Origin of the sequence: Pseudomonas sp. GW456-12-10-14-LB2, from assembly GCF_002884345.1 — a bacterium.
Classification (GTDB): Bacteria; Pseudomonadota; Gammaproteobacteria; order Pseudomonadales; family Pseudomonadaceae; genus Aquipseudomonas; species Aquipseudomonas paraglycinae.
On the sequence record NZ_POHV01000004.1, the window covers coordinates 39,683 to 58,411 of the forward strand.

Here is an 18,729-nt window from a genome sequence, read left to right on the forward strand (position 1 = left end):
TCATTCGACGGCGGACGCTTCAATCTTGTCCAGGCGCGGCGCCTTGCCATTGCAACGACGCTGATCCTGACGCTGGGCCACTTCCTGCACCTCACGGCGAGTTACGAGGTCGGCCAAGCTGATACCGCTGAGAAATTCGTGAATCTGCAGGCTCAGATCGCACCACAGGTGATGGGTCAGGCAGGTGTCACCGGAGTGGCAGTCGCCCTGGCCCTGGCATTTTGTTGCATCGACCGATTCGTTCACCGCATCGATCACCTGAGCCACCTGGATGCCCTGCATGTCGCGGGACAACTGGTAGCCACCGCCCGGACCGCGAACGCTGGAAACCAGGTTGCTGCGGCGCAGCTTGGCGAAAAGCTGTTCGAGATAGGACAGGGAGATGCCTTGGCGCTCGGAGATATCGGCCAGGGACACCGGCCCGTGTTGCGCGTGCAACGCCAGGTCAAGCATGGCGGTCACGGCGTATCGGCCTTTTGTAGTCAGTCGCATGGACAATTACCACGGAGTTCGGAATGGGCGGGAGTATGCAATTCCCGAGCATTTAAGTCAACTATAAGACCTAGTGCTTTAGTCGGGTTTACCCGCAAAAGAGCGCGCGAATGATAGCAGGGTCTGCGGCCTAATGGCACACCGGTCGGCAGCAGCCCTGCAAGTGCGTCAGTGGAGCTTGGATTCGTCCTTGCCCTTGACGCAGGCGAAGTCTTCTTCACGCAGCTCGGGCAGATCTTTCGCACAATAATTACTGCCCAGATCCTTCAGCGCGCCGCACATTCCCTCCAGACGTCCGTCCACCGCTTGCAGGTGATCGAGCAACTGGCCGATGGCGCGCGCCACCGGATCGGGCATGTCTTCACTGACGCCGTAGGCATCAAAGCCGATCTTCTCGGCCATCGCCTTGCGCTTGGCGTCAGCCTCGTCATCGGACTTGACGATGATCCGGCCCGGAATCCCCACCACGGTGGCACCCGGTGGCACTTCTTTGGTGACCACGGCATTGGACCCGACCTTGGCGCCGGCACCCACAGTGAACGGACCGAGCACCTTCGCGCCCGCCCCCACCACGACGCCATCGCCGAGTGTCGGGTGACGCTTGCCCTTGTTCCAGCTGGTACCACCCAGGGTGACGCCCTGATAGATCGTCACGTCATCGCCGATTTCAGCGGTTTCGCCGATCACGATGCCCATGCCGTGGTCGATGAAGAAGCGTCGACCGACCTTGGCACCCGGATGGATCTCGATCCCGGTCAGCCAGCGACCAAAGTTCGACACCAGCCGCGCCAGCCATTTCAGATCATTGCGCCAGAGCATGCCGGCCAGTCGATGAATCCAGATTGCATGCATGCCGGGGTAGCAGGTCAGGACTTCAAAAGCGTTACGCGCCGCCGGGTCTCGGTGGAATACGCTCTGGATATCTTCACGCAAACGCTCGAACATCATTAATCCTTCCGCTTAAGGAGCTCGCCACGGGCCGCTTTCTGGGTTTCCGTGAGGATGCCACGCAAAATATTCATTTCCGCCCGGCTGACCGAGCTGCGTCCGTACAACCGGCGCAGGCGCGCCATCAAGTGCCGCGGTTTTTCCGGATCGAGGAATTCGATGGCCACCAGGGTCTGTTCCAGGTGTTCATAGAACCGCTCCAGCTCATCCATGGTCGCAAGCTCTGCGCTTTTCACGGAGGCCACTTCTTCCTTCTCGATCTTGGTCGGCTGACCCTGTGCAGCCAGCCACGCCATGCGCACTTCATAACTCAACACCTGCACCGCCGCCCCGAGGTTCAGCGAGCTGAACTCAGGATCGGAGGGGATGTGCACGTGATAGTGACATCGCTGCAGCTCGTCATTGGTCAGGCCGGAATCTTCACGACCGAACACCAGCGCGATTTCCGCGCCCTGCCCTGCCTCCTCGACCACTTTGGTCCCGCACTCGCGCGGGTCCAGCAATGGCCAGGGAATACGCCGGTCACGGGCACTGGTGCCAAGCACCAGATTGCAACCGACCAAGGCGTCTTCCAAGGTGGCGACGACTTGCGCGTTTTCAAGGATGTCACCGGCACCCGAAGCACGAGCATCGGCTTCGTGATGCGGAAAGACGCGCGGATCAACCAGCACCAAGCGCGACAGGCCCATGTTTTTCATGGCGCGCGCAGTCCCGCCGATGTTTCCCGGATGGCTGGTGTTGACCAGGACGACACGAATATTTTGCAGCACGGCGGGCGCTCTCGGACTCGGCAAAGGGGTGCAAATCTTACAGAACAGCCTACCGTTAAGCTATGAAAGCGAACAGCGACCTTCACCTGAAGAAAAGTTCTGATAGAATGCGCGGCTTTCTTTAACAACCTTAGGTGACACATCCATGCAGCCCATGCTGAATATCGCGCTGCGCGCCGCCCGCAGCGCCAGTGAACTGATCTTCCGCTCCATCGAGCGCCTGGATACCATCAAGGTCGACGAAAAAGACGCCAAGGATTACGTATCCGAGGTCGATCGCGCCGCCGAACAGAAAATCATCGACGCCCTGCGCAAGGCTTACCCGAATCACTCGATCATGGGTGAAGAGACCGGCCTGCACGCCGGCACCGGCATCGAAGGCGAAGAATACCTGTGGATCATCGATCCGCTGGACGGCACCACCAACTTCCTGCGCGGCATTCCTCACTTCGCTGTCAGCATTGCCTGTAAATACCGTGGTCGCCTGGAACACGCCGTTGTTCTGGATCCGGTTCGCCAGGAAGAATTCACCGCCAGCCGTGGTCGCGGCGCTCAACTGAACGGTCGCCGCCTGCGTGTCAGCGGTCGCACAAGCCTGGACGGCGCTCTGCTCGGCACCGGCTTCCCGTTCCGTGACGACCAGATGGACAACCTCGACAACTACCTGGGCATGTTCCGCGCCCTGGTTGGCCAGACTGCCGGCATCCGCCGCGCCGGTTCGGCAAGCCTGGATCTGGCTTACGTGGCCGCCGGCCGTTTCGACGCGTTCTGGGAGTCGGGTCTGTCCGAGTGGGACATGGCTGCTGGCGCCCTGCTGATTCAGGAAGCAGGCGGCCTGGTGAGCGACTTCACCGGCGGTCACGACTTCCTTGAAAAAGGCCACGTCGTTGCCGGCAACACCAAATGCTTCAAGGCAGTTCTGACGGCGATCCAGCCGCACCTGCCGGCCTCGCTGAAGCGCTAAGCGCTTCGCGAAACCAAAAAAACACCCTTCGGGGTGTTTTTTTATGGGCATGAAAAAGCACCCCGAAGGGTGCTTTTCTTATAAGCCATCAACCAGTCACTGGCCCGGCTCGTTCTGCGACAGGATCAGCTTGCCTTCCTTGTCGACCGGAATCTGGTTGCCCGGATCACGATCCATCCGCACCTTGCCTTCCTTGCCGTCCAGCGAATACCGGACGTCATAGCCCACGACCTTGTCGCTGATGTCATTCACCGTGTTACAGCGAGTCTGAGTCGTGGTGTAGGTATCACGCTCCTGCATACCCTCCTGAACCTTGTTACCGGCGTAACCACCACCGACCGCACCGGCCACCGTGGCAATCTTCTTGCCGGTGCCGCCGCCGATCTGGTTACCCAGCAGACCACCCGCCAGCGCACCGACCACGGTGCCGGCGATCTGGTGTTGATCTTTCACCGGCGCCTGCCGGGTCACTGTCACATCCTTGCACACTTCACGTGGAGTCTTGATCTGTGTTTTGACCGGTTCTACGGCCAGCACTTGCGCATACTCAGGGCCGCTTTTAACCAGGCTGTAGGTGGCAACAGCACCCCCGGCAGTCACACCGACAGCACCCAATACCGCACCAACCAGCAACGACTTGTTCACATGAACCTCCTGACCATCACATGCGGGACGCGCCCGCGCTTCTCCCAGCCTTGGAGCAAAAAAAAAGACGCGAGTTCAACTCGCGTCTTTTTTGACTGACAACCGGGAAAACGATGGCCGTTATGGACGGTCGTCGACTTCCTTCTCGGTGTTGACCGGCGGAATCAGGTCTTCCGTCGACAGGTTCAGCCAGATCAGCACCACGTTGGCGATGTAGATCGACGAGTAGGTACCCGCCAGAACACCCACCAGCAGCGCCAGGGAGAAGCCGTACAGGTTGTCACCGCCGAAGAACAGCAGTGCCGCGATCGCCAGCAAGGTCGAAACCGAGGTCGCGATGGTCCGCAGCAGGGTCTGGGTGGTCGAGATGTTGATGTTCTCGATCAGCGTGGCCTTGCGCAGAACACGGAAGTTCTCACGCACCCGGTCGAACACGACGATGGTGTCGTTGAGCGAGTAACCGATGATCGCCAGTACCGCCGCCAGCACCGTCAGGTCGAAGGTGATCTGGAAGAACGACAGGATACCCACGGTCACGATCACGTCGTGAATCAGCGACACGATAGCGCCGACCGCAAACTTCCACTGAAAGCGGAAAGCCAGGTAGATCAGGATGCCACCGAGCGCCAGCAGCATGCCCATGCCGCCCTGGTCACGCAGCTCTTCACCGACCTGCGGGCCGACGAACTCGACGCGCTTGACGGTCGCCGGGTTGTCGCCGCCGACCTTCTGCAGCGCTTCCGCCACCTGATGGCCCAGCTGCGGGTCTTCACCCGGCATGCGCACCAGCAGATCGGTGGTCGCGCCGAAGTTCTGCACGACGGCTTCGTGATAACCGGAAGAAACCAGTTGCTCGCGCACCTTGGTGACATCGGCCGGACGCTCGTAGGTCAGCTCGATGAGCGTACCGCCGGTGAAGTCCAGACCCCAGTTCATGCCCTTGTGGAACACACTGAAGATTGCCAGCAAGGTCAGAAATACAGTGACGCCGAACGCAAAGTTGCGGACGCCCATGAAGTTGATTGTACGTAACATGGCAGCCCCTTAAATCCACAACTTCTTGAAGTCACGACCGCCGAAGATCAGGTTGACCATCGCGCGGGTGACCATGATGGCCGTGAACATCGAAGTCAGAACCCCGAGGGACATGGTTACTGCGAAGCCCTTCACGGGGCCGGTGCCCATGGCGAAGAGGATGCCGCCGACCAGCAAGGTGGTCAGGTTGGCGTCGAGAATCGCAGTGAATGCCCGACCGAAGCCTTCGTTGATTGCACGCTGCACGGTCATGCCGGCGGCGATCTCTTCACGAATCCGCGAGAAGATCAGTACGTTGGCGTCGACCGCCATACCCATGGTCAACACGATACCGGCGATACCCGGCAGGGTCAGCGTAGCGCCCAGCAGCGACATCAGCGCCAGCAGCAGCACCATGTTCACCGCCAGTGCGACGGTGGCGATCAGGCCGAAGAAACGGTAGATGGCGATGATGAACAGCGAGACGAACAGCATGCCCCACAGCGATGCATCGATACCCTTGGTGATGTTGTCCGCACCCAGGCTCGGGCCGATGGTACGTTCTTCAGCGAAGTACATCGGAGCAGCCAGACCACCGGCACGCAGCAGCAGCGCCAGTTCGGACGACTCGCCCTGGCCGTTCAGGCCGGTGATACGGAACTGAGCACCCAGCGGCGATTGAATGGTCGCCAGGCTGATGATCTTCTTCTCTTCCTTGAAGGTCTGCACCGCGACGTCTTTCTCGACGCCGTCGACCACTTGCTTGGTGTAAGTGGTGACCGGACGCTGCTCGATGAAGATCACCGCCATGCTGCGACCGACGTTGCTGCGGGTAGCGCGGCTCATCAGCTCGCCACCGTGGCCATCCAGACGGATGTTCACTTCAGGTGTGCCGTGCTCGCCGAAACCGGCCTTGGCGTCAGTCACCTGGTCACCGGTGATGATCAGGCCACGCTCGATCAGGGCAGGAGGACGATTGCCTTCGCGGAATTCGAAAGTTTCGGAAGTGGCTTTCGAAGCACCCGGCTCTGCAGCCAGACGGAACTCCAGGTTGGCCGTCTTGCCGAGAATACGCTTGGCTTCGGCAGTGTCCTGCACGCCCGGCAGCTCAACCACGATACGGTTGGCGCCCTGACGCTGGACGATCGGTTCGGCAACACCCAGCTCATTGACGCGGTTACGTACCGTGGTCAAGTTCTGCTTGATGGAGTATTCACGGATTTCCGCCAGCTTGGCCGGGGTCATCGCCAGACGCAGCACCGGTTGACCGTTGAGGTCGGCCGGAACAATGTCGAAATCGTTGAAATTCTTGCGGATCAGCGCACGGGCCTGTTCGCGGGAATCAGCATCGCTGAAGCCCAACTGAATGGCGCCATTGAGTTGCGGCAGGCTGCGATAACGCAGTTTCTCTTTGCGCAACAGGCTCTTGACGTCGCCTTCGTAGACTTTCAGGCGAGCGTCGAGGGCTTTGTCCATGTCCACTTCCAGCAGGAAGTGCACACCACCGGACAAGTCCAGACCCAGCTTCATCGGGTGCGCGGCCACGCTGCGCAGCCATTGCGGGGTGGTTTGTGCCAGGTTCAGCGCGACGACGTAGTCATCACCCAATGCCTTGCGGACAACGTCCTTGGCCGGCAGCTGGTCTTCAGCCTTGGTCAGACGGATCAGACCGCCCTTGCCGTTCGCAGCCAGGCTCGATGCCTTGACGTTGATCCCGGACTCCTTGAGCGCGGTGCTCACGCGATCCAGATCGGCCTGATTGACCTGCAGGGCCGTGCTGGCGCCGCTGATCTGAATGGCCGGGTCATCGGGGTATAGATTCGGAGCGGAATAAATCAGACCGATCGCCAGCACCGCCAGGATCAGAATGTATTTCCACAGAGGATATTTGTTCAGCATCACGCCGCCCGTTATGAACGCGGGGCGCCTTGCGCGCCCCGTCGATTGAGTAGAAGTTGGAACCTTAGATCGCTTTCAGCGTGCCTTTTGGCAGCGTGGCGGCGATGGCGCCCTTCTGGAACTTCATTTCCACGGTGTCGGAAACTTCCAGAACCACGAAGTCATCGGCCACTTTGGTGATCTTGCCGGCGATGCCGCCGGTGGTGACCACTTCGTCGCCCTTCTGCAGGCTGCTCAGCAGGTTCTTCTGCTCTTTGGCGCGCTTGGCCTGTGGACGCCAGATCATCAGGTAGAAGATGACCAGGAAGCCGACCAGGAAAATCCACTCGAAGCCGCCGCCCATAGGCGCTGCAGCCGGTGCAGCCGCGTCAGCCATGGCATTAGAGATAAAAAAGCTCATTTAGCACTCCAGTTGCAAATGTTGAATCTTGGGGTCAGAAAACTCAGTCCAAAGGCGGAACGGGAAGCCCGCGTTTGGCGTAGAAGGCATCGACAAAGGCGGCCAATGTACCCTGTTGAATAGCCTCGCGCAAACCAGCCATCAGCACCTGATAATGGCGCAAATTGTGGATGGTATTGAGCATGCTGCCGAGCATTTCGCCGCACTTGTCCAGATGATGCAGATAAGCGCGGGAGAAGTTCTGGCAGGTATAGCAATCGCAGGTCGGATCCAGCGGCGAATCATCATGGCGATGGAACGCGTTACGGATCTTCAGCACGCCTGTATCAATGAACAGATGCCCGTTGCGGGCATTACGGGTTGGCATCACGCAATCGAACATGTCCACACCGCGGCGCACACCCTCAACCAGATCTTCCGGTTTGCCAACGCCCATAAGGTAACGAGGTTTGTCAGCCGGCATCATGCCCGGCAGGTAGTCCAGCACCTTGATCATTTCATGCTTGGGCTCGCCCACCGACAGACCGCCGATGGCCAGGCCGTCGAAGCCGATCTTGTCCAGACCTTCCAGCGAGCGCATGCGCAGGTCCTGGTGCATGCCACCCTGAACGATGCCGAACAGCGCCGCCGTGTTGTCGCCATGGGCATTCTTCGAACGCTGGGCCCAGCGCAGCGACAGCTCCATGGACACACGGGCCACGTCTTCGTCAGCCGGGTACGGCGTGCATTCGTCGAAGATCATCACGATGTCCGAGCCCAGATCACGCTGGACCTGCATCGACTCTTCCGGGCCCATGAACACTTTCGAGCCGTCGACCGGGGAGGCGAAGGTCACGCCCTCCTCCTTGATCTTGCGCATGGCGCCGAGGCTGAACACCTGGAAACCGCCGGAGTCGGTCAGGATCGGACCTTTCCACTGCATGAAATCGTGCAGGTCGCCGTGTTCCTTGATCACTTCGGTACCCGGGCGCAGCCACAGGTGGAAGGTGTTGCCCAGAATGATCTCCGCACCCGTGGCGACGATGTCACGCGGCAACATGCCCTTGACCGTGCCGTAGGTGCCCACCGGCATGAAGGCCGGGGTCTCGACGGTGCCACGAGGGAAGGTCAGACGACCACGACGAGCCTTGCCATCGGTGGCAAGCAACTCGAACGACATACGACAGGTGCGACTCATACTGTTTCCTCTGGGCCGCGCGGCGCGGGATTACGGGTGATGAACATCGCATCACCGTAGCTGAAAAAGCGGTATCCGTTATCGACCGCGGCTTTGTAGGCAGCCATGGTTTCCGGATAACCGGCGAATGCCGAAACCAGCATCAACAGCGTGGATTCGGGCAAATGGAAATTGGTGACCAAGGCATCGACCACGTGGAACGGCCGGCCCGGGAAGATAAAGATGTCGGTGTCGCCGCTGAACGGCTTGAGCACGCCATCGCGGGCGGCGCTTTCCAGCGAACGCACGCTGGTGGTGCCGACAGCGATGACTCGACCGCCGCGCTCACGGCAAGCGGCGACTGCATCGACCACGTCCTGACCGACTTCCAGCCACTCGGTGTGCATGTGGTGATCTTCGATCTTCTCGACGCGCACCGGCTGGAACGTGCCGGCGCCGACGTGCAGCGTGACGAACGCAGTCTCGACACCCTTGGCGGCGATCGCTTCCATCAGCGTCTGATCGAAATGCAGCCCGGCGGTCGGCGCCGCCACCGCGCCGAGTTTCTCGGCATACACGGTCTGATAGCGCTCGCGATCCGAACCTTCGTCCGGGCGGTCTATATAAGGAGGCAACGGCATGTGGCCGACGCGATCAAGCAGCGGCAGCACTTCTTCGGCAAACCCCAGCTCGAACAGCGCATCGTGACGCGCCAGCATCTCGGCTTCGCCGCCGCCGTCGATCAGGATCTTCGAACCCGGCTTCGGCGACTTGCTGGAACGCACATGGGCCAGCACGCGGTGGGAATCGAGCACGCGTTCGATGAGGATTTCCAGCTTGCCGCCGGACTCCTTCTGCCCGAACAGGCGCGCCGGAATCACCCGGGTATTGTTGAACACCATCAGATCGCCGGGGCGCAAATGCTCCAGCAGATCAGTGAATTGACGGTGTGCCAGGGCGCCGCTGACCCCATCCAGGGTCAACAGGCGACTACCGCGACGCTCGGCCAAAGGATGGCGGGCAATCAGCGAATCAGGAAGCTCGAAGGTAAAGTCAGCAACGCGCATGATGGGGTTCGTCTAGCAGGGCCGGAAAGTCTAGCGGAAATATCGAAAATTGACCATGAAACGTGATTGACCAACGGTAGGCACCTCTCTATACTTCGCCGCCATTGAGCCCTGATGGCGGAATTGGTAGACGCGGCGGATTCAAAATCCGTTTTCGAAAGGAGTGGGAGTTCGAGTCTCCCTCGGGGCACCAAAATTAGAAAAGGTCTTGCTTAGCAAGGCCTTTTTTTTTCGTCTGTCGGAAAGTGCCGCTGGCCCTCCGGCGAGATCTCACACAGGTTCACCCCCATGGAAACGTCACTGGAAACCGTCGCCCTGTTCTCCCTGAAACTCGCATACGAGGAAGAAGGCCTGAGCCCGATTCTGCGGGATGACATGGTCATGGGCGACTATCAGAAAGACGTGTTCGAGTTGCTGGTGCGCCGGGGTGATGTCGAGACGATCCAGTTCAAGATGAACGAGTGCCTGGCGCTGGCGATGGATGCGTTGGGTGGCGTCGAGAAACCGTTGGGGCGGGAGCTGCACAAGTTGTCGACCGACTTCAGTCAGGCGCAGTCGCTGGAGCAGCTGGATCAGCCGCTCCTCGCGCTCAAGGGTTATTTGAAGGACATTCTTTAAGCTACGCAGATGAAGAAAGTGGCGCGCAGCTTCTATTTTGATATCTTGCCGTCCACTCGCCAGAGGCCTGTCAACCGCCTCTGTTATCGCGCACTCGGGAATGAACCAAAATGGATGCGGTGTTGTGCTTGCTGGTGATGGCTGGAACCTGGCTGTGGGTGGTGAAGCAACGGGGTGAGTGGAACCTGTTGCTGGCCAACCTTGCCGGCGCCGGAAGTGGCGTGGTTACCGGCATTGTGTTCACGCTGATTTACGACGCAGTCATTGGTACGTCGATGGCGACACCCAACCTGCATCGCAGTCTGGTGGTGTTCATCACCAGCGCGGGCGTTCTGGCGGGGGTATGGCTGTGGATTGCCAATCGCCGTCAACCCGAACATCCGGTTGCACGTCAGTTGCTCGGCGCGGTGTGTGGCTTGGTCGCCGGCATGGCGACCCTGCTGTTTCTTGCTGTGAATTACTTCCCCCACACGTGACTGGACGGCGTTACTGTTTTGCGGTCAGCGCCGAGCCTTCAACACCCGAATCTCAGTAGGAAACCCATCCGCCCCCACCAGTTTCTTCCAGCCCACATACTGAAACTCGCCCCGCTCATCGATGTAATCACCCTTCTCCACCGACCTGCCGCCGACAATCGCCACGCGTTTTTCCTCGCCACACCCGCCATCCGACGGCCGCACGGTGTAGATCACATACGGCTTCACATATTGCGTGGCACGAAAGTATTGGCCGCAGACTTCATCGACGGTAATCATCATGGTTTTCAGGCGCGCTTCGCCGTCCATGTCTTCGTGAAGTTTGAGGAAGGAGATTTCGCCGACATCGCTGTAGCCGAGTGAACGGGCGCGTTGGTATTCGGGGGAGTTCTGGTGGGCGATCCGGCCTTGCTCGGCGGCCTGGTTCATTCTGTCGGCGAACTCGGCTTTGCCACGGGCAATCATCGCATCGGCCTCGGCCGCCACGTTTTCGCATTGAGCGAATTCCCCGGAGGCGAGGTATTGGGGAGGCAGGTTTGGGCGGTGCTCATTCATGCTCCCCTGGCTGTTCTCCAGATCGCCCATCACCTCAAAGGCGCCGGGCACGCGACCGCTCTGGACGTCGGCCATTTTTTCCTGCATGCGCTGACAATTGGCGAGGTAATACTTCCAGCTGTTTTCCGGGTGCTCTTTCCAGGCGGCGAATGCCGGGGTCATGGCGCTGGCGAAAGTGATTGCGCACAGCAGGCGTAGAGCAGGGGCGACTTTTGACATGAGTAGTCCATTACAGGAATCAGGAAAGTGGCGCGAAGCTACTATTTTGCTATCTTGCCGTCCAGTGTCGGCCCGGGAGCCATGGGCCTGACGAAACTGATTCAAAAGGAGGGGTGCGATGGATGCAGCGTTTTGTCTTTTAGCCTGGGTGACCATGTGGGTGTGGGTGGTCAAACATCGTGGCACCTGGAACCTGTTCCTCGCCAACCTGCTGGGCGCTGCCAGCGGCATGCTGGTAGGTCTGGTGGTCTCGGAGTTCTACATCGGTCTGTTCGGGTCGAGCCGTCCGCACGTAACCGGTCTGACGACCACGTTGCTGGAAATGATGACGACCGCCGCGGCGCTGGTCGGCGTATGGATGCTGGTCGCCCGACGCTCGCAAGTCGAGCCCCTGATTGCGCGGCAGCTGCTGGCAGGCCTTTGCGGCACAGTGGCCGGCATTACCGCTCTGGCGTTTTTTGCGCTCAAGTGATCTGTATCGACACGGCGTGTGAAGGTTCTTGTGGCGCCAGAAATCTATTTTGATATCTTGCCGCCCATCTTTCAGTGCTCGTTATCGGAACGGCGCTGATATCCGGCTTCAGCAGGTTTAAGGAAAGGATCGAATGGAGTTTCTGCGTTTTCTGGCATTTGTCGCGGCCTGGGGTTTCATGTGGCGCTGGGTAGTGAAAAACCGCGGCAGCTGGAATCTGTTTTACGCCAACCTGGTCGGTGTAGCAGGCGGTTTCATTGTTTCGATGGTGGTGCTGGCGATCACTTTTTCATTGTTCCCGTCGGCGCATCGCTACGACGCCGCGCAGACTGAAAACGTCGTGGCACAGCGGGAAGCCGAGCCGACCTCGCTGCTGCCGGAAGCCGAGGCGGTTGCAAGCCCTGCTTCACTGAAAGACGCGCCGGTGTTCGCCGCTATCGAGCCGGACAACACGCCCTCTCCAGCGGACTCCGCGTTGCTGCCGAATTACGCCAGTCGCGCGCCGAAGACGATGTCGGTGCAAACCGTGATCGACCAGAGTGACGATGAGGGGCGTAAGGCCCTGAGAGTGCTGAGCAAAAAATTGCGCGCCGACGCGCAGGGCGACAAGTCGATGCTCGCGTATGTCATGTGCAGCCCGTTCGTGACCAGCACCTTGCGCTTCCCCGCGTCTGCCCGGTTTGCCGACAGCAAAAGCCTGACGCCGCAACGCTTCAAGGATCAGGTCTACACCTTCAGCAACACCGTCACCGCGCGGAACATGAATGGAGACGACGTGACGTACCGCTTCGACTGCTCCGTAAAGGAACAGCCGAGAGTCGACGCGACACCTGCCGAATGGCGCCTGTTGGCGCTGAAGCTGGAAAAAGCGGGCTCTTAAGCCTGGTTTAAGGGTTCGAGGCGCCGGCTGCGCTATCATCGCCGGCCTGTGCGCCTTGAGCTTTTCCCCCGATGCCTCCGACACCTGATGACCTGAGCCCGTTGCCTGCTGTTCTGGCCGGGCCACTGCTGCGCCGACTGGAACCGACACGCTTAGTGTTTTGGCTGGTCGGCAGCCGCGAGCTGTCGTTGACCTTGCGCCTGCAAGGCGTAGGAGACATTCCACTGGATGCCGGGAAATGCGCGGTCATTCCGGTAGGCAACCGGGCATTTGTTCACCTGATCGATGTCCCCCTCGAGACGGCCCTGCCCTGCGACACCCGCATCGACTACGACCTGTTGATCGATGGCCAGCAACCGATCGCCGATTGGGCGCCACACCTGCTCTACGACAACGCCACCAGCCCGAACTTCGTCCTGCGTTCGCGCATCGACCAGTTGCTCCACGGTTCCTGCCGCAAGCCTCATCATCCGGCCACCGACGGTCTGCTCTGCGTTGATCGGTTGCTGGCCGCCGAAACCGATCCGCAGCAACGTCCCGCCCTGTTGATGATGAGCGGCGATCAGGTTTACGCCGACGATGTTGCCGGTCCGATGTTGCGGGCGATTCATGCCCTGATCGATCGCCTCGGTCTGTTCGGTGAGCACCTCGAAGGCGCGGTGGTCAGCGACAGCGCCAAACTCTACGAACACCCGGCCAGCTACTACCATCGTGCAGATCTGCTGCCGGCACTCGAAAGCAACGAGACATTGCGCGAGCGTTTCTTCGGCGGTGCGCGCAAGCCGATTTTCACCAGCAGCAGCGCCGACAATCACCTTGTGACGTTCGCCGAAGTCATGGCCATGTATTTGCTGGTGTGGTCGCCAACGCCCTGGACACTGGTCAATCCGCAGCCGCCAGCGCTGACGCCGGAACGCCTCAAGCGCTACGCCCTCGAACAGACCCGCATCGACGGTTTCAAGGCCGGTCTCGGCCAGGTGGCCAGGGCCTTGGCGCACTTGCCGAGCCTGATGATCTTCGATGACCACGACATCACCGACGACTGGAACCTGTCCGCGCAATGGGAGGAAACGGCCTACGGCCACCCGTTCTCCAAGCGCATCATCGGCAACGCGTTGATCGCCTACATGTTGTGTCAGGGCTGGGGCAATAATCCGGATGCATTCAGCGCAGTACTGGAGAAAACCCGAGGCCTGAGCGCCAGCGGTGACGACCGCTATCTCGACGCTCCCGCGCAGGACGAATTGATTGAGGATTTGCTGCGCTTTCAGCAGTGGCATTTCGTATTGCCGAGCAGCCCGGCGCTGGTGGTGCTCGACACCCGCACCCGACGCTGGCGCAGCGAAATGGCGCTCAAGCAACCGTCGGGCCTGCTGGACTGGGAAGCCTTGAGCGAACTGCAGCAGGAACTGCTCGACCACCCTTCGGCGATCATCGTTTCGCCGGCACCGATCTTCGGTGTGAAGCTGATCGAAACCGTGCAGCGAGTATTCAGCTGGTGCGGTTATCCACTGCTGGTGGACGCAGAAAACTGGATGGCCCATCGCGGCGCAGCCCAGGTGATCCTGAACATTTTCCGACACTCGCGTACACCGGGCAGCTACGTGGTGCTGTCAGGCGACGTGCATTATTCCTTCGTCTACGAAGTCCTGATCCGACACCGCAAGGCCGGCCCGCGCATCTGGCAGATCACCAGCAGCGGCATCAAAAACGAGTTCCCGCCCACCCTGCTGGAATGGTTCGACCGCCTAAATCGCTGGCTCTACTCACCGCGTTCGCCCCTCAACTGGCTCACCAAACGCCGCCGCATGCGCATCGTCCCGTACGTGCCGGAACACGCCGAAGCGGGTGAACGGTTGTGGAATTCGGCGGGGATCGGCCAGGTGTTTTTCAATCAACAGGGGCAACCGAAAGACATCATCCAGCACAACGCGAACGGCGCACCGAAGACCCGGATGCTGGCGCCGGATTTGTCGGATTATCCTGATTAAATAAAAATGGCTGCCGGTAAAACGGCAGCCATTTCAGACGCAACCGGGACAATCAGCTTTCGCCCAACGCCCGAGCCACCCCTCTGACAATCATCCCCACCTCCCGCTCATCAATCGTCAGCGGCGGCAGCAACCGAATCGTCTTGCCGCGAGTGACGTTGATCAGCAGTCCATGATCCCGTGCCGCAATCAATGTCAGGTCGCGGACCGGCTGTTTGAGTTCGATGCCGATCATCAGCCCTTGCCCACGAATCGCCAGCACATTCGGATTGTCCGCCAGCTCTGCGCGCAAGCGGGTCAGCAGGCGCTCGCCTTGGACCCTGGCATTTTCCAGCAGGCCTTGTTCCTCAATGATCTCGAGCACGGTGCAACCCACCCGGCACGCCAGTGGATTGCCGCCGAAAGTGCTGCCATGGCTGCCGGGGGTGAACAGATCGGCCGCCCGGCCCCGTGCCAGGCAGGCGCCGATAGGCACGCCGTTGCCCAGTCCCTTGGCGAGGGTCATGACGTCGGGAACGATGCCTTCGTGCTGGAACGCAAACCAGCGGCCGGTGCGGCCGATGCCGGTCTGGATTTCGTCGAGCATCAGCAGCCAGGCGTGGCGATCGCACAATTCACGCAGGGCCTTGAGGTAGCCGGGCGGCGCGAGTTGCACGCCGCTTTCACCCTGGATCGGCTCCACCAGAATCGCCACGATCCGCTGGCCATGTTTGCGCTGCACCTGTTCCAGCGCCTGAAGATCGCCAAACGGCACTTTGACGAAATCCCCCGGCAAGTCATTGAAGCCCAGGCGCACCGCCGGGCCATCGCTGGCGGACAAGGTGCCGAGGGTACGGCCATGAAATGCGTTGGCCATCACCACCACCAGCGGCTGTTCGATACCTTTGCGCCAGCCGTACAGGCGCGCCAGTTTCAGCGCGGTTTCGTTGGCCTCGGCACCGGAGTTGTTGAAAAACGCCCGCTCCATCCCCGCCAGCCGCGTCAGCTTCTGCGCCAGCGATTGTTGCCAGTCGATGCTGTAGAGATTGGAGGTGTGCAGCAGCAATCCCGCCTGCTCGCTGATCGCCGACACGATGCGCGGGTGCGAGTGACCGACATTGGTCACCGCCACGCCTGCCACTGCGTCCAGATATTCCCGGCCCGCCTGATCCCAGAGTCGGGTGCCCAGGCCTTTGATGAAGCTCAAGTCCAGCGGTTGATAGGTGTTCATCAGGGCGGCGGTCATGTCGGCAAACTCCAGCGAGGTGAGAGGTGCTGGCAGTATGGTTATCCACCTGAACTGGATAAACTCGGCAAAACTTCAATCATTTAAAAGCCGGGCTTGATAATGGATTTGTTCCAGTCGATGAGCGTGTACGTCAAGGTGGTGGAGTCCGGCAGCATGACGGCGGCCGCGCTGCAGTGCGAAATGTCCACGACCATGGTGGGCAATCACCTGCGGGCGCTGGAGCAACGGCTCGGCGTGCAACTGTTGCAACGCACCACCCGCCGCCAGCGGCTGACCGAGTTCGGCAGCGTCTACTATCAGCGCTGCCTGGAGGTGTTAGGTCTGGTCGCCGACTCCGAACGCCTCGCCGAGCAGACGCTTGATGAACCGCGCGGCATTCTGCGGGTTACTGCGCCGCTGACCTTTGGCGTTGAACGTCTGGCCCCGGCGCTCAGTGAGTTTTCCCTGCAATGTCCGCAGGTCAAACTCGACGTGATCCTGACCAACCGCCGTCCGGATTTGCTGGAAAGCGGTCTCGACGTGGCCTTCCGACTGGGCCACTTCGACCAGTCCAACCTGATCGCCCGCCCGCTGATCGACTACACCCTGACCGTCTGCGCCTCCCCGGAATACGTGGCTCGACGCGGCATGCCGCTCACGCCCGAAGAACTGCGTCAGCACGACTGCCTGTCCTTCGCCTACCCTGCCGGTGACGACTGGCAATCGGTGGAAAAACAGTGGCGCCTCAGCGGCCCGGAGGGAGAAATCATGGTCGACGTCAAAGGCCCGATGCTGATCAACAGCTCCGCCGGCCTGCATCAGGCCGCGCGCACCGGCATGGGCATCGTGATGCTGCCGGACGCACTGGTGGAACAGGATCTGCGCGACGGCAAACTGGTCGTGGTGATGCCGGACTATCAGCCGCCGAACCGCCCGATGCATCTGCTTTACGCGCCGGATCGCTATCGGTTGCCTAAACTGCGTCGCTTCGTCGAGTTCGCCATGCAGATGTGGGGCAGACCGTAAGCAACGCGGCTACTGTTGGAAATACACCAAGGACGGAATCAACGAATGAACAAAGACATTTCAATACGCGACCTTCTGCCCACGGAAGTGGAGGCAGCAAGGCAGTTTCTGGAGGCGCACGGCTGGGGCCATCGCACCGGCACCGCCGAACATTTCGCACAGCTTGTTCAGAACTCTCAGCGCAGCGCTGTGGCATTGAGCGGCCAGCAAATTGTCGGTTTCGCCCGTGGCATCACCGATGGCTTGTCCAACGGTTACCTGTCGATGGTCGTGGTCGACGGGCAACATCGGCGCGCGGGCATCGGGCGGGCGCTGGTCGAACATGTAATGGGCGACAACACCGACATTACCTGGGTCCTGCGTGCCGGGCGCGAAGGCGCCGAAGCGTTTTTCGCCAGCCTGGGATTTGAAACGTCGGTGATCGCGATGGAGCGTTTGCGGCTGAAATAGCCGACGGTTACTGTGACCCCGGCTATGCTCCACCCTCCTCCTTTTCCAGCATGGATGCTGCGCAATGCTCACGATTCTGCAAAACACTCCGCTACGGGTTTACCTGATTTTTCTGGTGGTGGTTTATTTCGGCATCAAGTCGTTTTCTCCCCGACGCGAAAGCCGTGCCTCTATGCTGATAACACCCCCGGCGTTTTTGGCGTGGTCGCTGTACTCCCTGAACCTGTCGATCAACCCGGCCTTGTTTTTCAGCACCTGGTTCGGCGCGCTGTTGCTGGGCGGTCTCTCGGCCTGGCTGGTGTTCTCCCGCCGGGGCGTGGTGCTCGACGACTCCGCGACAGGCCTGATCATGCCGGGCACGGCAAAAATCCTGATCATGTACCTGATGTTCTTTTCTGCGAACTACTACTTCAATTATCAGCATGACGTGCATCCGGAGCGTTTCGCGTCCCCGGACCTGCTGTTGCTCAAGTCGATTATTTCGGGGTTCTTGTGCGGCCTGATCAGCACCCGCTCGTTGAAGCTCTACTGGACACTGCGTGCTCTGGCGTCCGGGCGGTTGCCGAGGAATGTCGTCGCCAATGAATAAGGCACAGCGCTCGCGGTGCCAGGTCGCTCAACACAAATCATCCGGATAAATAATCGGCACCACCGGCCCCTTGCTCCGTGACAACGCTGCCGCGCTCCCCTAAATTAGTCGGCCTGAAAAAGCCCCCAGCGCTTTCTCGTCTCATCTCAAGTTAAAAAAGTAGTGAAATTTCAATGTCCGATTTCAACACCGCTGAATCCGTAGTCACTCTGTCGTCCAAAGCGGAATACGAAAACTCCATCAATCTTTCACAACACATCCCACAGGCGAAGATCATCAGCGAGATGGTGCTGGACGCGTTCCAGTCGAGCCGCGAAAGCGATCAGATCCGCGAACTGCGCGCCGCGATCCGTCAGGCCCACGACCGCTTCGATGACGACCAGGCCTATGAGCTGATGGGCGAACTCAAGCGCCTGAAGGACGCCGAAGCCGCCGACATCGCCGCCCTCGAAGATCTGAGCAGCAAATTCCCGATCAGCCGCATCCTGTCCAGCTTCAAGGACGATCCGGCGTTCCAGGAAATCGTCTATGGCCTGGCCCTCAAGGTTCTGAACCAGACCCACCAGGCGATCAGCAACCCGAGCGGCGGCAAGAGCAAGGCCGCACGCGCCAAGAAAGACGTTGAAGTGTTCAGCATCAGCAAGGACGGCATCAGCGTGACCCTGCCAATGCGCACACCGCGCTCGCGCCTGAGCGTGGATCGCGAGGCACTGGAATTCCTCGGCTTCACCTTCGTCGGTGAAGGCGACGATGCGGAAATCGAAGGCGAAACCTTCGTCGACAACGCCGGCACCGAGCACGCAATCAACCGCAAGAACATCATCACCGCCCTGCAACAGCAGACCGCGTTCGACGGTTACAGCATCGCCGCCCAGTAACACCGGCGCTGAC

The 18,729-nt window shown here is 60.2% G+C and carries 21 protein-coding genes and 1 tRNA gene; 11 read left to right on the top strand and 11 right to left on the bottom strand.

Translation table 11 applies throughout. From position 1 onward, the window contains the following. The 3 genes from iscR to trmJ all read right to left on the bottom strand — a co-directional run bounded on the left by iscR (nucleotide 1) and on the right by trmJ (nucleotide 2,210). Nucleotides 1-492, bottom strand: a complete 492-nt coding sequence (gene iscR, locus C1X29_RS03640) for a Fe-S cluster assembly transcriptional regulator IscR (protein ID WP_007956690.1) — start codon at nucleotides 490-492, stop codon at nucleotides 1-3. Between the two features lie 168 nt (nucleotides 493-660). Then, on the bottom strand, nucleotides 661-1,437 hold the full coding sequence (gene cysE, locus C1X29_RS03645) for a serine O-acetyltransferase (RefSeq protein WP_007956691.1): 777 nt from the start codon (nucleotides 1,435-1,437) through the stop codon (nucleotides 661-663). Nucleotides 1,438-1,439: 2 nt separating this feature from the next. Then, nucleotides 1,440-2,210 carry a tRNA (cytosine(32)/uridine(32)-2'-O)-methyltransferase TrmJ gene (gene trmJ / locus C1X29_RS03650; protein WP_007956692.1) on the bottom strand — a complete coding sequence of 257 codons (771 nt, stop codon included), beginning with the start codon at nucleotides 2,208-2,210 and terminating at the stop codon, nucleotides 1,440-1,442. A gap of 145 nt (nucleotides 2,211-2,355) precedes the next feature. On the opposite strand from trmJ, the gene suhB reads away from it, so the two are divergent. After that, nucleotides 2,356-3,174 carry an inositol-phosphate phosphatase gene (gene suhB / locus C1X29_RS03655; RefSeq protein ID WP_007941397.1) on the top strand — a complete coding sequence of 273 codons (819 nt, stop codon included), beginning with the start codon at nucleotides 2,356-2,358 and terminating at the stop codon, nucleotides 3,172-3,174. 96 nt (nucleotides 3,175-3,270) lie between these two features. Here suhB and C1X29_RS03660 read toward each other — a convergent pair whose 3' ends face one another. The 6 genes from C1X29_RS03660 to queA all read right to left on the bottom strand — a co-directional run bounded on the left by C1X29_RS03660 (nucleotide 3,271) and on the right by queA (nucleotide 9,355). Continuing rightward, on the bottom strand, nucleotides 3,271-3,819 hold the full coding sequence (locus C1X29_RS03660; RefSeq protein WP_007956693.1) for a glycine zipper 2TM domain-containing protein: 549 nt from the start codon (nucleotides 3,817-3,819) through the stop codon (nucleotides 3,271-3,273). A gap of 120 nt (nucleotides 3,820-3,939) precedes the next feature. Further along, nucleotides 3,940-4,854 carry a protein translocase subunit SecF gene (gene secF / locus C1X29_RS03665; protein WP_007956694.1) on the bottom strand — a complete coding sequence of 305 codons (915 nt, stop codon included), beginning with the start codon at nucleotides 4,852-4,854 and terminating at the stop codon, nucleotides 3,940-3,942. A 9-nt stretch (nucleotides 4,855-4,863) separates the two neighbouring features. Continuing rightward, complete coding sequence (gene secD / locus C1X29_RS03670; protein WP_102716892.1) at nucleotides 4,864-6,732, bottom strand: protein translocase subunit SecD; 1,869 nt, start codon at nucleotides 6,730-6,732, stop codon at nucleotides 4,864-4,866. Nucleotides 6,733-6,796: 64 nt separating this feature from the next. Then, nucleotides 6,797-7,132: a preprotein translocase subunit YajC gene (gene yajC / locus C1X29_RS03675; RefSeq protein WP_007956696.1), complete on the bottom strand. Its 336-nt coding sequence runs from the start codon at nucleotides 7,130-7,132 to the stop codon at nucleotides 6,797-6,799. Nucleotides 7,133-7,175: 43 nt separating this feature from the next. Then, a complete protein-coding gene (gene tgt / locus C1X29_RS03680) occupies nucleotides 7,176-8,291 on the bottom strand; it encodes a tRNA guanosine(34) transglycosylase Tgt (RefSeq protein WP_161794909.1) in 1,116 nt (371 codons plus the stop codon). Nucleotides 8,292-8,305: 14 nt separating this feature from the next. Next, nucleotides 8,306-9,355 carry a tRNA preQ1(34) S-adenosylmethionine ribosyltransferase-isomerase QueA gene (queA, locus tag C1X29_RS03685; protein ID WP_102688194.1) on the bottom strand — a complete coding sequence of 350 codons (1,050 nt, stop codon included), beginning with the start codon at nucleotides 9,353-9,355 and terminating at the stop codon, nucleotides 8,306-8,308. A gap of 108 nt (nucleotides 9,356-9,463) precedes the next feature. Between queA and C1X29_RS03690 the strand changes: the two genes are divergently transcribed. The 3 genes from C1X29_RS03690 to C1X29_RS03700 all read left to right on the top strand — a co-directional run bounded on the left by C1X29_RS03690 (nucleotide 9,464) and on the right by C1X29_RS03700 (nucleotide 10,449). Next, nucleotides 9,464-9,548, top strand: a tRNA-Leu gene (locus C1X29_RS03690). Nucleotides 9,549-9,643: 95 nt separating this feature from the next. Continuing rightward, nucleotides 9,644-9,973 carry a hypothetical protein gene (locus C1X29_RS03695; RefSeq protein WP_007956700.1) on the top strand — a complete coding sequence of 110 codons (330 nt, stop codon included), beginning with the start codon at nucleotides 9,644-9,646 and terminating at the stop codon, nucleotides 9,971-9,973. Between the two features lie 110 nt (nucleotides 9,974-10,083). Continuing rightward, a complete protein-coding gene (locus tag C1X29_RS03700; protein WP_085745327.1) occupies nucleotides 10,084-10,449 on the top strand; it encodes a hypothetical protein in 366 nt (121 codons plus the stop codon). A 24-nt stretch (nucleotides 10,450-10,473) separates the two neighbouring features. Here C1X29_RS03700 and C1X29_RS03705 read toward each other — a convergent pair whose 3' ends face one another. Next, nucleotides 10,474-11,223: a hypothetical protein gene (locus C1X29_RS03705; RefSeq protein ID WP_085745328.1), complete on the bottom strand. Its 750-nt coding sequence runs from the start codon at nucleotides 11,221-11,223 to the stop codon at nucleotides 10,474-10,476. 118 nt (nucleotides 11,224-11,341) lie between these two features. Here C1X29_RS03705 and C1X29_RS03710 point away from each other — a divergent pair, with 118 nt between their 5' ends. From C1X29_RS03710 to C1X29_RS03720, 3 genes are all read left to right on the top strand, one after another. Beyond that, on the top strand, nucleotides 11,342-11,695 hold the full coding sequence (locus tag C1X29_RS03710; protein WP_085745329.1) for a hypothetical protein: 354 nt from the start codon (nucleotides 11,342-11,344) through the stop codon (nucleotides 11,693-11,695). 133 nt (nucleotides 11,696-11,828) lie between these two features. Then, on the top strand, nucleotides 11,829-12,575 hold the full coding sequence (locus tag C1X29_RS03715) for a hypothetical protein (protein ID WP_102716893.1): 747 nt from the start codon (nucleotides 11,829-11,831) through the stop codon (nucleotides 12,573-12,575). Nucleotides 12,576-12,646: 71 nt separating this feature from the next. After that, nucleotides 12,647-14,566, top strand: coding sequence for an alkaline phosphatase D family protein (locus tag C1X29_RS03720; RefSeq protein WP_102716894.1), 1,920 nt, complete (start codon nucleotides 12,647-12,649; stop codon nucleotides 14,564-14,566). Nucleotides 14,567-14,618: 52 nt separating this feature from the next. On the opposite strand, the gene C1X29_RS03725 is transcribed toward C1X29_RS03720, so the two are convergent. Further along, nucleotides 14,619-15,791, bottom strand: coding sequence for an aspartate aminotransferase family protein (locus tag C1X29_RS03725; protein WP_102716895.1), 1,173 nt, complete (start codon nucleotides 15,789-15,791; stop codon nucleotides 14,619-14,621). Between the two features lie 102 nt (nucleotides 15,792-15,893). Between C1X29_RS03725 and C1X29_RS03730 the strand changes: the two genes are divergently transcribed. The 4 genes from C1X29_RS03730 to C1X29_RS03745 all read left to right on the top strand — a co-directional run bounded on the left by C1X29_RS03730 (nucleotide 15,894) and on the right by C1X29_RS03745 (nucleotide 18,716). Further along, nucleotides 15,894-16,799, top strand: a complete 906-nt coding sequence (locus C1X29_RS03730; protein ID WP_102716896.1) for a LysR family transcriptional regulator — start codon at nucleotides 15,894-15,896, stop codon at nucleotides 16,797-16,799. A 45-nt stretch (nucleotides 16,800-16,844) separates the two neighbouring features. Then, nucleotides 16,845-17,249, top strand: a complete 405-nt coding sequence (locus C1X29_RS03735; protein WP_102688211.1) for a GNAT family N-acetyltransferase — start codon at nucleotides 16,845-16,847, stop codon at nucleotides 17,247-17,249. Nucleotides 17,250-17,313: 64 nt separating this feature from the next. Next, complete coding sequence (locus tag C1X29_RS03740; protein ID WP_102716897.1) at nucleotides 17,314-17,838, top strand: hypothetical protein; 525 nt, start codon at nucleotides 17,314-17,316, stop codon at nucleotides 17,836-17,838. 173 nt (nucleotides 17,839-18,011) lie between these two features. Next, nucleotides 18,012-18,716 carry a hypothetical protein gene (locus tag C1X29_RS03745; protein WP_102688213.1) on the top strand — a complete coding sequence of 235 codons (705 nt, stop codon included), beginning with the start codon at nucleotides 18,012-18,014 and terminating at the stop codon, nucleotides 18,714-18,716. Nucleotides 18,717-18,729 lie beyond the last annotated feature (13 nt).